Origin of the sequence: Flavobacterium soyangense (assembly GCF_015277675.1) — a bacterium.
Lineage (GTDB): Bacteria > Bacteroidota > Bacteroidia > Flavobacteriales > Flavobacteriaceae > Flavobacterium > Flavobacterium soyangense.
Genome location: NZ_JADHEC010000054.1, coordinates 1 through 11,497, shown reverse-complemented (window position 1 = coordinate 11,497; position 11,497 = coordinate 1). Strand labels below are relative to the sequence as shown.

At 33.2% G+C, this 11,497-nt stretch carries 13 protein-coding genes, 1 tRNA gene and 1 pseudogene; 9 read left to right on the top strand and 6 right to left on the bottom strand.

The genetic code is table 11. From position 1 onward, the window contains the following. Nucleotides 1-117: 117 nt before the first annotated feature. Nucleotides 118-564, top strand: a pseudogene (locus tag IR213_RS15345) (DUF5686 family protein); the annotation flags it as partial. Between the two features lie 13 nt (nt 565-577). Here IR213_RS15345 and IR213_RS15340 read toward each other — a convergent pair. The 4 genes from IR213_RS15340 to IR213_RS15325 all read right to left on the bottom strand — a co-directional run bounded on the left by IR213_RS15340 (nt 578) and on the right by IR213_RS15325 (nt 3,927). Continuing rightward, on the bottom strand, nt 578-1,450 hold the full coding sequence (locus tag IR213_RS15340; RefSeq protein ID WP_194313176.1) for a cation diffusion facilitator family transporter: 873 nt from the start codon (nt 1,448-1,450) through the stop codon (nt 578-580). Between the two features lie 13 nt (nt 1,451-1,463). After that, the gene (gene murA / locus IR213_RS15335; RefSeq protein ID WP_194313175.1) at nt 1,464-2,774 is read right to left on the bottom strand and encodes a UDP-N-acetylglucosamine 1-carboxyvinyltransferase; all 1,311 of its coding nucleotides are present in this window, start codon (nt 2,772-2,774) and stop codon (nt 1,464-1,466) included. 106 nt (nt 2,775-2,880) lie between these two features. Beyond that, the gene (locus IR213_RS15330) at nt 2,881-3,606 is read right to left on the bottom strand and encodes a DUF4290 domain-containing protein (RefSeq protein ID WP_194313174.1); all 726 of its coding nucleotides are present in this window, start codon (nt 3,604-3,606) and stop codon (nt 2,881-2,883) included. A gap of 24 nt (nt 3,607-3,630) precedes the next feature. Then, entirely contained in the window at nt 3,631-3,927 is a 297-nt protein-coding gene (locus IR213_RS15325; RefSeq protein WP_194313173.1) for a DUF493 family protein, read from the bottom strand. A 189-nt stretch (nt 3,928-4,116) separates the two neighbouring features. Between IR213_RS15325 and IR213_RS15320 the strand changes: the two genes are divergently transcribed. The 5 genes from IR213_RS15320 to IR213_RS15300 all read left to right on the top strand — a co-directional run bounded on the left by IR213_RS15320 (nt 4,117) and on the right by IR213_RS15300 (nt 8,688). After that, nucleotides 4,117-4,656: an AAA family ATPase gene (locus IR213_RS15320; RefSeq protein ID WP_194313172.1), complete on the top strand. Its 540-nt coding sequence runs from the start codon at nt 4,117-4,119 to the stop codon at nt 4,654-4,656. Between the two features lie 59 nt (nt 4,657-4,715). Next, nucleotides 4,716-6,611, top strand: a complete 1,896-nt coding sequence (locus tag IR213_RS15315; RefSeq protein ID WP_194313171.1) for a RecQ family ATP-dependent DNA helicase — start codon at nt 4,716-4,718, stop codon at nt 6,609-6,611. Further along, on the top strand, nt 6,611-7,558 hold the full coding sequence (fmt, locus tag IR213_RS15310; protein WP_194313170.1) for a methionyl-tRNA formyltransferase: 948 nt from the start codon (nt 6,611-6,613) through the stop codon (nt 7,556-7,558). The genes IR213_RS15315 and fmt overlap by 1 nt, the downstream gene beginning before the upstream one ends. 182 nt (nt 7,559-7,740) lie before the next feature. After that, complete coding sequence (locus tag IR213_RS15305) at nt 7,741-8,013, top strand: HU family DNA-binding protein (RefSeq protein ID WP_194313169.1); 273 nt, start codon at nt 7,741-7,743, stop codon at nt 8,011-8,013. 114 nt (nt 8,014-8,127) lie between these two features. Continuing rightward, on the top strand, nt 8,128-8,688 hold the full coding sequence (locus tag IR213_RS15300; protein ID WP_194313168.1) for a YqgE/AlgH family protein: 561 nt from the start codon (nt 8,128-8,130) through the stop codon (nt 8,686-8,688). Here the strand turns inward: IR213_RS15300 and IR213_RS15295 are convergent. Together IR213_RS15295 and IR213_RS15290 are read right to left on the bottom strand one after the other, a co-directional pair. Then, nucleotides 8,685-9,524, bottom strand: coding sequence for an aminotransferase class IV (locus tag IR213_RS15295; protein WP_194313167.1), 840 nt, complete (start codon nt 9,522-9,524; stop codon nt 8,685-8,687). The genes IR213_RS15300 and IR213_RS15295 overlap by 4 nt on opposite strands. A gap of 64 nt (nt 9,525-9,588) precedes the next feature. Further along, complete coding sequence (locus tag IR213_RS15290; protein ID WP_194313166.1) at nt 9,589-9,981, bottom strand: START-like domain-containing protein; 393 nt, start codon at nt 9,979-9,981, stop codon at nt 9,589-9,591. Between the two features lie 154 nt (nt 9,982-10,135). On the opposite strand from IR213_RS15290, the gene IR213_RS15285 reads away from it, so the two are divergent. The 3 genes from IR213_RS15285 (at nt 10,136) to IR213_RS15280 (ending at nt 10,846) form a co-directional block, all read left to right on the top strand. Then, nucleotides 10,136-10,209 (top strand) — tRNA-Met (locus tag IR213_RS15285). A gap of 177 nt (nt 10,210-10,386) precedes the next feature. After that, a complete protein-coding gene (locus tag IR213_RS16665) occupies nt 10,387-10,557 on the top strand; it encodes a DUF6371 domain-containing protein (protein ID WP_394354929.1) in 171 nt (56 codons plus the stop codon). Then, nucleotides 10,544-10,846 (top strand): hypothetical protein, encoded by a 303-nt coding sequence (locus IR213_RS15280; protein WP_194313165.1) that lies wholly within the window; start codon nt 10,544-10,546, stop codon nt 10,844-10,846. The genes IR213_RS16665 and IR213_RS15280 overlap by 14 nt, the downstream gene beginning before the upstream one ends. Nucleotides 10,847-11,497: the final 651 nt, after the last annotated feature.

The following is an 11,497-nucleotide window of genomic DNA, read 5'->3' as shown; positions in this document are numbered from 1 at the left end:
GCAATTCTTCTGAAATATAGGGAGGTAGGTTTTTTATTTTACAAAATAATCCTAGCATTTACTAGGGTTAAAAGGAATTTATTGCCTAAATCTTAGTTTTGTCGGTCGATAGTGACTGGAAACAAAGGAACATTAGGGATAAATTTGAAGGCTGGAACATTTATTCACGGCGATAACATCTCCTTTGTTGACTACAAACATTTCAACGGAAACAGAACACACGTAGGGACCAGCGACCGTTATTTGAACGTTTTTAACCTATTGCCTTATTATTCAAACAGTACAAACGACGCATATTTCGAAGCCCATTTGGAGCACAATGACAAAGGATATATTATGAATAAAATCCCTTTATTGAATAAATTAAATTCCACTTTGGTATTAGGATTTCACGCTCTTGCTGTTCCAAACAAAAACCCATATTCAGAGGTTACAATTGGTTTAGACAATCTAGGTTTTGGAAAATTTAAGTTGTTTCGTTTTGATTATGTTCATTCTTTTCAAAACGGGGTTCAAGAAGATGGAGTCGTTTTTGGTTTGAAAATTTTGAATGTTTTGGAGTAAAATAAATTAATTTTCAATAATCAGAAGGTTCAATATGAATCAAAACGTGTCCTAATTCCGGAATTTCATTTCGCAAAGTATCTTTAAGCAAATGAGATATTTCGTGACCTTCTTTTACAGTGATATCCGCACTGACAATGGCGTGTAAGTCAACGTGGTATTTCATTCCTGACTTGCGTATAAAACATTTTTCGGTACTTACAATTCCGTCTACTTGAAGAGATACTTTCCTGATTACAACTATTAAGTCTTCATAAAAATGCTCGTCCATAATTTCTCCAAGTGCTGGTCTGAATATTTTATAACTATTATAAAAAATAAATCCAGCCGCGAGAAGTGCAGCCCAATCATCGGCAGATTCGTATCCTTTACCTAAAATCAATGCGATCGAAATTCCGACAAATGCAGCAACCGAAGTAATTGCATCGCTTCTATGATGCCAAGCATCTGCTTTTAGAGAAGAACTATTTGATTCTTTGCTTCGCTTCATCACCAAACGAAATGAATATTCTTTCCATATGATTATTGTTCCAAGAACAATTAGTGTCCAAGGCTTAGGTAATTCATGTGATGTTCCAATATTATTTATGCTTTCATAAGCAATAATTGTAGCTGATGTAATTAAAAAGCCAACAACTAAAAAAGTGACTAATGGTTCCGCACGACCGTGACCATAAGGATGATTTTTGTCAGCTGGTTTGTTAGAATATTTGATTCCAAACAAAACTAATAATGAAGAAAAAATATCAGTTGTAGATTCGATAGCATCTGCTGTCAAAGCATAAGAATTCCCAAAAAAACCAGCCAATCCTTTAATCGCCGCCAATGTTGCATTACTTACAATGCTAAAATAAGTTGCTCTTACTGCGGTTTGTTCGTTTGTCATTTGGTTTTTTTTACTAGACTCTTACAATCTTTGCTCCAATGGCCCTCAATCGTTCATCGATTCGTTCGTAACCTCTGTCAATTTGTTCGATGTTTTGAATTGTACTTGTTCCTTTAGCCGAAAGTGCCGCAATCAACAATGAAATTCCTGCTCGAATGTCTGGTGAAGACATCGTTGTGGCTTTCAGTTGTGATTTGAAATCGTGACCAATAACTACAGCCCTGTGCGGATCACATAAAATAATTTTGGCACCCATATCTATCAATTTATCTACGAAAAACAATCTGCTTTCAAACATTTTTTGATGAATAAGAACATCTCCCTTACATTGTGTTGCCACAACAAGAACAATGCTCAATAAATCTGGTGTAAATCCAGGCCAAGGTGAATCAGAAACGGTAAGAATAGAACCGTCAATATCAGTTTTTACCTGATACCCATCTTTGTGAGCAGGAATATAAATATCGTCGCCTCTTTTTTCTAAAGTAATTCCTAGCTTCCTAAAAACATTTGGAATAAGACCTAAGTTTTCCCAACTCACATCTTTAATCGTAATTTCACTTCTGGTCATTGCGGCAAGTCCTATCCAGCTTCCAATTTCTACCATATCCGGAAGAATTCTATGTACGCAACCTCCAAGACTTTCAACACCTTCAATGGTCAATAAATTTGAACCAACACCAGTAATTTCAGCCCCCATTGAATTTAACATTTTACACAATTGTTGCAAATAAGGTTCACAAGCAGCGTTATAAACTGTTGTTTTTCCTTTGGCTAAAACTGCAGCCATAACAATATTTGCAGTTCCGGTTACCGAAGCTTCGTCAAGTAACATATCTGCTCCAATTAAACCATTAGGAGCTTCTACTCCGTAAAAATGGTCTTCTCTATTGTAGCGGAATTTTGCTCCAAGATGGATGAATCCTTCAAAATGGGTATCTAATCTTCTACGTCCAATTTTATCGCCACCCGGTTTTGGAATATATCCTTTCCCAAAACGTGCCAATAGTGGTCCAACAATCATAATTGAACCTCGAAGCGAACCTCCTTCTTTTTTGAATGCATCAGTTTCAAGATAATTTATATTAACTTCATCAGCTTGGAAAGTATAGGAACCAACTCCAATTTTTTGAATTTTCACTCCTAAATTTCCCAAAAGGGTAATCAGTTTATTGACGTCAATTATGTCAGGAATATTATTGATAGTCACCTTTTCGGGAGTCAATAATATAGCACATAAAATTTGTAGCGCTTCGTTTTTTGCTCCTTGTGGAGTGATTTCACCTTTTAAGGTAACGCCGCCTTCTATTTTAAAAATTCCCATTTTTTACAGTTATAAGTTATGAATTATAAGTTATAAGTTATGAGTTAAAAGTTAAAAGCTAATTTCGAAAAAATTCATAGCTTAAAACTCCTAATTAATAACTGACTTACAAAGGTTTTCTGTTTTGATTTTTATGCATCGGATTTGACTTCCCTGCTTTAATATTCTTGTTGCTTTGAATTTTTGGTTGCCCGGCAGGAGTTATTTTATTGGATACTCGCTTGTTTGTTCGCAATAAATCTGTGGTTGTCAAAAGTTCTTCGGTGCTTTGAAGCATGTTCAATTTTCCGTCAGACAATTCATATAAATGTTCGAAAATCACATCGTCTTTTACTGTGTCTTTATTCCAACTTAAATAAGACTTTTTCATGTGATTGGCGATAACTTTTACCAAGGCATTTTTCATTTCGCCTTCCTCCCATTTATTGGCAACATCAATCATATACTTAATGTTATTTCCGTAATATCTGTATTTCGGAAAATTTTGCGGGTATTTTAAAACATCCGGCTTTAGCTGCAAAACTTCACGAGTTGGCACTGGATAAGGTGAATCTACATTCAATTTAAAATTCGACATTATGAAGATTTGATCCCATAATTTATGCTGAAAATCAGGTACGTCACGCAAATGAGGGTTCAAACTTCCCATAACTTGTATGATGTATTTTGCCGCTTTGTTTCGCTCTTCCCTGTCTTTAATTGCAGTTGCTTGGTCAATCAATTTTTGTAAATGACGACCGTATTCGGGAATAATTAAATGGTCTCTCTCCGCATTATATTCCAAATGATGAACAACATCGTTTGCGTTTTCTTTACTATATTTTGAATTCATATTTGAATTTATAATTTTTGATATTTAAAGGGAAATTATGCCTTTAATTGTAGAAACTTCAATGTATTTATCAATTATTTCCTGAGAATCTTTCATCATAACATCGATAGATATACTTGTGAATTTTCCGGTTTTGGATTTTGTGGTTTTTATAACAGCTCCCATACAATCAAAAGCTTCTTCTACACGTACAATATTGTCCTGATCACTTGGTACAATAAATTTATACAAATATAAAGCTGGCCAAGAATTGCTCAAATCCAACTCTACTTTTAATCTGTCATAAAACTCTCTGGTCTCTTTTTCTTTTTCGTTGTCCATTCTTTAATAAAAATAAAAGCAAATATACAGTTTTGATTTTAGAATTAGGAATTTAGTACCGACATTTCGGGATAGAATTCAGTAACTAAGTGCCAAGTTAGGATTTTTAAAAATAAAGAAGCTTATAAGTCTATTTAATCTTTCGGAATCTGGATAACTTTAGGTAAATTTGCACCTTATTTGGAAAAAGTGAATAAAGAAATTATAGTCATCATTGGCGGGCCAGGAACTGGCAAAAGTACAATTATCAATGGATTGATAGACAAAGGTTTTTGCTGTTATCCAGAAATTTCCAGACAAGTTACCTTAGAAGCAAAAAAACAAGGTATCGAACAATTGTTTCTTGAAAACCCTTTGCTTTTCAGCGAATTACTATTGGAAGGAAGAATAGAACAATTTAAAAAAGCTTTAACAGAAACGGATAAAATTATTTTTATCGACCGGGGAATTCCTGATGTTTTGGCTTATATGCATTATATTGGCGACAGCTATCCTACACATTTTGACTTGGCTTGTCGAGAAAATTTATATACAAAAATCTTTATTCTTCCGCCTTGGGAGGAAATATATGTGAGCGATGAAGCCCGTTACGAGAACTTCGAACAGGCAAAACTCATTCACAACCACCTTACAGAAACCTATCAAAATTATGGCTACGAACTTATAGAAGTTCCAAAAGACACACTTGATAATAGAATTTTATTTATCTTAGACCAAATTTCTAGATAATTTAAGAGATTTTAATTTTGTGTTTTTAATTTTTATTGGCTAAACAACAACTCCTTTTAATGTCTGAAGCGTTAGCAATTCTTCAAAAATACTGGAAACACGACGAATTTAGGTCGCCACAAAACGAAATTATAAATTCCGTTTTGGAGGAAAAAGACACTTTTGGGCTGATGCCAACAGGTGGTGGAAAATCTATTTGTTTTCAAATTCCTGCCTTGATGAAAGAAGGAATCTGCTTAGTCATTTCACCATTGGTAGCGCTGATGAAAGACCAAGTGCAACGCCTGCAACAGCTCAATATCAAAGCAATTGCATTGACTGGCGGAATTCAGTCTGATGAAATGATTACACTTTTGGACAATTGTGAATTTGGCAATTATAAATTCTTGTACTTATCGCCGGAACGTTTGCAATCCGACTGGGTTTTAGAACGCATAAAAAACCTGCCCATCAATTTAATTGCTATTGATGAAGCACATTGTGTATCACAATGGGGACACGATTTTCGTCCTGCTTATTTGAAAATAGCAAATTTAAAAACACATTTTCCCAAAGTACCATTCTTGGCACTTACCGCATCAGCTACAAATCGAGTTCTTGATGATGTAATTCTTCAATTAGGACTTGAAAAGCCTGCCATTTTTAAGAAATCTTTTGCCAGAAAAAATATTGCATATATGGTTTTTGAAGTGGAAGACAAGTTGTATCGAATGGAGCAAATCTTGAAGAAGAATCCGCAGCCTTCCATAATATATGTCAGAAATAGGAAATCGTGCTCGGAAACAGCCTCGCAATTGCAATCCTTGGGATTCAAAGCCACTTATTATCACGGTGGATTATCAGTTAAGGAAAAAGAGAAGAATATGAGTCTTTGGATGAATGAAGAAGCTCAGATAATGGTTGCGACCAATGCCTTTGGAATGGGAATTGACAAATCCAACGTAAAAACGGTAATACATATCCATCTTCCTGAAAGTATTGAAAGTTATTATCAGGAAGCCGGTCGCGCAGGAAGAAATGAAGAAAAAGCTTTTGCTGTACTTCTCACTAGCCCATCCGACAAGGCTCAAGCCCAAAGTCAATTCATCAACGTTCTTCCGGACAAAAAAATTCTTACCCAGATTTACATCAAATTGTGTACCTATTTTCAAATCGCTTATGGAGAAGGAATCAATGAACAATTTTCATTCAATTTGAATCATTTTTGCCAAAAATATAACTTCCCAACGTTAAAGACTTTCAATGCGATACAGTTTTTAGACCGACAGGGAATTTTGAGCTTGACTCAAGAATATTCGGAGAAAATCACGATGCAATTTATGATTCCGTCAAAAGAAGTGATTCGGTATATGAGTTTGAATCCAAATGAAGAACCTGTTTTATTATCAATACTTAGAACTTATCCAGGAATTTATGAATCTCAAACGGCAATTAATTTATCTTTGGTTGCGAAAAAATCAAATTGCGAAGAACCCCTTATTCTCTCTATTTTAGAAAAACTAAAAGGACTTGCCATTATTGATTATCATAAAAAAAACAATGATGCCACTATTATTTTCAATGAAGTTCGAGAAGACGAAAGAACTATAAACAGAGTTTCGAAATACCTTGAAACCCAAAACAATCAAAAAGTTGCCCAATTCGAATCGGTTTTACATTATATAAATGAAAAGAAAGTTTGCAAAAGCAAATTGATTTTGGATTATTTTGGCGAAAAAACGGAAACCGATTGTGGAATTTGTTCCTATTGTATTTCAAAAAAAACGAAGATTACTGATACTTCCTCGATTTCAGATAAAATTATTGGATTATTAAAAATACAAGACTTGAATTCAAGAGAAATTCAAAAACTATCAAAAAACACCGAAGACGATGTTATCTTTGCGTTGCAAAACTTATTGGAAAACAATAAAATTGCTGTAAAACCAAACAATAAATACACTTTAAAATTATAATGGAGCAATTACGAATCGTATTTATGGGAACGCCCGAATTTGCTGTTGGCATTCTGGACACCATAATCAAGAACAACTATAATATCGTAGGTGTTATCACCGCGGCTGATAAACCGGCTGGTCGTGGTCAGAAAATAAAATATTCGGCAGTAAAAGAATATGCTTTGGCCAATAATCTTACTTTATTACAACCAACAAATTTGAAAGACGAGAGTTTTTTGGAAGACCTGAAAGCACTAAATGCCAATTTGCAAGTCGTTGTTGCATTTAGAATGTTGCCAGAAGCGGTTTGGAAAATGCCAAAATTAGGAACATTCAACCTTCACGCATCACTTTTGCCAAATTATCGCGGAGCCGCTCCTATTAATTGGGCAATTATAAACGGCGATACAAAAACTGGAGTTACGACTTTTTTTATCGATGATAAAATAGATACAGGCGCAATGATACTAAGTTCTGAAACAGCAATTGCGCCAGACGAAAATGCAGGACAGTTACACGACAGATTAATGCAATTGGGCAGTGAAACTGTTTTGAAGACATTAGCATTGATTGAAAAGGGAAATGCAACCACAACCATTCAGAAAGAAAATGCCGAAATAAAAACGGCTTACAAATTAAATAAAGAAAATTGCAAAATAGATTGGACAAAATCAGCTGCTGAAATATACAATTTAATTCGAGGACTAAGCCCATATCCATCGGCCTGGTGTTTTATCAGTGACAAAAATGAAGAGTGGAATGTAAAAATTCACGAAGCTAAAATGATATTAGAAGATCATAATTATACCATTGGCAGCCTGATTTCCAGCAAAAAAGAAATAAAAATTGCAGTGAAAGATGGGTTTATTCAGGTGTTGCGCCTGCAATTTCCAGGTAAAAAGAATATGAGTACACCGGAATTGTTGAATGGGATCACATTTTCCGAAGAAGCAAAGACCCAATAACCTCAACAAAATGGGTGGTTTTTGAAATTTTTTAAAGAATTTTCCTTACTTTACGAACAAAAAAAGTAAGTTATCAACAAAACGAACTAAAATTAAACAAAACGCTTGTAAAGGTCATAAATCCTACTAAATTTGTTATCATTAACAAAGTTTTTTTAACCAACATTTAATAACTAAACATTATGAACAAATCAGAATTAATCGACGCTATCGCTGCTGATGCAGGAATTACAAAAGCTGCTGCAAAATTAGCTTTAGAATCATTTTTAGGAAACGTAGGTAGTACTTTGAAAAAAGGTGGAAGAGTATCTTTAGTAGGTTTCGGATCTTGGTCAGTTTCTGCAAGAGCTGCAAGAGATGGTAGAAATCCTCAAACTGGAAAAACAATACAAATTGCTGCAAAAAATGTAGTTAAATTTAAAGCTGGTGCTGACTTAGAAGGTGCTGTAAACTAATTTAAGTTTTTAAGTATAACTAAAACCTTCCTTTAGAAGGTTTTTTTATGCCGTTTATCGATTAAATTTGGTTTATTTTTATTTTTCTTCTTAAATTTAATTAAAAATATAACCATGATATCAGAAAAATTAGAAAAAGGGCATCTACTCATAGCAGAGCCTTCGATAATTGGAGATATATCTTTCAATAGATCGGTTATTTTATTGGCAGATCACAACAAAAAAGGGTCTGTAGGTTTTATCATCAATAAACCTTTAAAATATACTATTAATGATTTAGTCCCTGATATCAAAGCTTCATTTAAGATTTACAATGGAGGTCCTGTTGAACAAGACAATCTTTATTTTATACACAATGTACCGGATTTAATTCCAAATAGTATAGAAATATCCAATGGAATTTATTGGGGTGGCGAATATGAAACCACTAAAGAACTTATCAATGGTGGTAAAATAAACAAAAATAATATTAGATTCTTTTTAGGCTATACAGGATGGGAAGAAGACCAATTAGAATCTGAGATGGAGGAAAGTTCATGGATTATTACTAAAAATAACTATGAAAATAAAATAATTGGGAAATCCGCTTCTCACTTTTGGAAAAAACAAATCATGGAATTAGGTGGTGAATACCTAATTTGGTCAAACGCACCTGAAAATCCATCTTTAAATTAATTACTACTTATAGACTCATTCAGTTTTTGCACCAATATGGTAGATAAATTGAATGCAAATTCTTTTTTACGGTATCTGGTAATAGGCTGAATCCCTTTAATCACATTTGTTATAAACAACTCATCAGCTTTTTGAAGGTCAAACGGAGAGATTAATTCTTCAACAACCTCTAAATTTTCTATTTTTTGAGCTAAAGCCAAAATTTGTTTTCGCATAACACCATTCAAACACCCTTCAGAAACAGGAGGTGTGATCAGTTTATTTCCTGTCAGCATAAAAATATTTCCTTGAATTGCTTCGATAACATTCTTACTGTCATTCAGCAATAAGCAATTATCCAAACCATTTTCTTTGGCAAAAATACTTGCAGTAATATTTATTAACTTATTAGTGTTTTTAATTGAAGACAGTAACTGCTTAGTCACATAAAAATCAGTGTATAAATCGACTTTGTATTCTTTTTGATCAATTGAATACAAACTATTATTGAGAGCTTCTACATTGATTAAAAAAGAAACTGTATTATTTTCTGGTAAATAATACCCGCCATTATTTCTATAAACGGTAATTCTGGCACGAGCGGAATTTTCTATATTTTTGGCTTTAGCCAAAGTAAGAATTTGTTCTTCAAAATATTCCATAGTAAAATTCATAGGAATTTCCATTCGAATAATCCGCATAGAAGACATTAATCTGAAGTAATGGTCTTCTAAAAAAAGAATTTTTGAGTTTACAGTTTTGACTGTTTCAAAAACAGCATCACCGTAAAGAAAAGCACGATTCTGAGTCAATAAACTACTGTCGTGAGACATAATTGTACCGTTAAAATTAATCATAATCCATAAAAAAAAAAGTCACACTAAAAAACGTGACAAATATAAATTTTAAAACACAATATCACTATACAGACCCAATTACATGTTTAAGATCAGAAATTTGATTCTCCCATAAAAGTGTAGCTTCCTCAATTTCTTCTTTATCGGCAAAATCAATGACCATTAAAGAAACGTCTTTTGTAATTTCGTCTACCAAAATATTTAACTCAAAAAAGTATTCTGTATCTTTATTATTACCGTCTACCCATTTGAATCTTACTTTTTCGCCAGATTTCTTTGAGCACAACCTAGCCTTTTCTTCGGAATCATTCCAAATGAAGGTGAAAAATTCTCCACGGGAATTAACATTGTCAGCAAACCATTCAGATAAACCGGAGGGAGTCGAAATGTATTGGTACAACAATTGAGGGGAGGAATTTATGGGAAACTCTATTTCGTATCGTATTTTTGAATCCATGGGCTACAATTAATTTTTGGGAAATGTATTGAATATATGGCCAATAAAAAAGCCTTTTTAAAAATATTTTTTTTTCTTCAAGATATACTTGTAACCTCTAATATAATTTTTATATTTGCACCCGCATTGAAAGATGGTTTTCATCTGAAAATATGGCGAGATAGCTCAGTCGGTTAGAGCGCAGGATTCATAACCCTGAGGTCCCGAGTTCAAATCTCGGTCTCGCTACGAGGTTAAATTCAATGAAGTTACGGGTTCGTGTTCACGAACCCGTTTTTTTATGTCTACACTTTTCTTACTTTTACGGACAGTACACGATTTGCCAATGAAAACCAACTATTCTGAACCTAAAATACTTACTGGAAGTGTAGAATTTTCCCAGTGGAACAAGCTGGATTGTAATTAATAAATGAATCTAAGAAAAAGGGAATTGCCATAGTTCAGTCAGAAAAGACGGCTTTAATGATGAGCCTATTTTTATCCAACTATATTTGGATGGCAACTGGTGGTAAAGGGAATTTTAATAAAAAAATGCTTTTGCCACAAAAAAAATCTCACTATTTTGGCGTACCCTGATAAGTCGGAATTTGATTATTGGAACAAAATAGCGTTGGAACTTCAAAAGGAAGGATTTAAAATTAATTGTAGTCGATATATAGAAGATAAAAATGTTCCAGACGGAACTGATTTAGCTGATATTTATCTTGAAAGCAGAATTAACACCGACCCTGTTAAGGCTCAAAAACAACTCACTAAAACAGAAATTGAAGTTAATAGACTAGCACAGATTAACCCTGAGCTAATTAACCTTATTAGGACTTTTGAGTTATTGGATAATGAGCATAATGAGATTAATATCTTTTAAAAAAAATTCAATCTTAAAAAAAAATATGATGTGATTAAATAAAAAAAGTGAATATTAATATCATACTTTAGCTACATTAAACTTGAAAAATAAAAAATGCACGTTCTTAAAATAATTCACAGTTACCCAACTTATTACAATGCATGCTGAGAGGTTTATAGCCAATCTATTTACACCGAACTTAGTAAAACATTGAATAGTCCTTTATACTTCAAGCCTTTTGGCTGATGTGTTTGAGAGGATAATTTATCACCCCTTAAAAATAAATATTCTATTCTGTCTAATGGTTTAAAATCAACGGGAAATCAGATATTCTTATTTACTAATCTAAAACAAGTAATTCATATAGCTACAAATCAAATATTTATTTATGAATATTCCATTTTTAGTTATCAAAAGAAGGAATCACTAGTGAATTATCGAATGATAATGTGGGTGAAATTGGCGCTAAATATCAATGGACTCTTGAACAAGAATATGTTGACGCAAAATTTGTTAAATTTATCAAAGATGAATCACACAATTATATTTATCTAACCCGTTGGGTGTAATTATTTGAAGTAAAAAATATTAATTAGATATTGCTCAAGACACTGAAATTCAGTATCTTGAAGTCGCAAAACAAACAATATCCATGTCAAATATAATAAA

Coding starts and splice junctions, on each gene's coding strand:
- IR213_RS15340 (WP_194313176.1), bottom strand. CDS start 1,450: ATGACAAACGAACAAACCGCAGTAAGAGCAACTTATTTTAGCATTGTA.
- murA (WP_194313175.1), bottom strand. CDS start 2,774: ATGGGAATTTTTAAAATAGAAGGCGGCGTTACCTTAAAAGGTGAAATC.
- IR213_RS15330 (WP_194313174.1), bottom strand. CDS start 3,606: ATGAATTCAAAATATAGTAAAGAAAACGCAAACGATGTTGTTCATCAT.
- IR213_RS15325 (WP_194313173.1), bottom strand. CDS start 3,927: ATGGACAACGAAAAAGAAAAAGAGACCAGAGAGTTTTATGACAGATTA.
- IR213_RS15315 (WP_194313171.1), top strand. CDS start 4,716: ATGTCTGAAGCGTTAGCAATTCTTCAAAAATACTGGAAACACGACGAA.
- fmt (WP_194313170.1), top strand. CDS start 6,611: ATGGAGCAATTACGAATCGTATTTATGGGAACGCCCGAATTTGCTGTT.
- IR213_RS15305 (WP_194313169.1), top strand. CDS start 7,741: ATGAACAAATCAGAATTAATCGACGCTATCGCTGCTGATGCAGGAATT.
- IR213_RS15300 (WP_194313168.1), top strand. CDS start 8,128: ATGATATCAGAAAAATTAGAAAAAGGGCATCTACTCATAGCAGAGCCT.
- IR213_RS15295 (WP_194313167.1), bottom strand. CDS start 9,524: ATGATTAATTTTAACGGTACAATTATGTCTCACGACAGTAGTTTATTG.
- IR213_RS15290 (WP_194313166.1), bottom strand. CDS start 9,981: ATGGATTCAAAAATACGATACGAAATAGAGTTTCCCATAAATTCCTCC.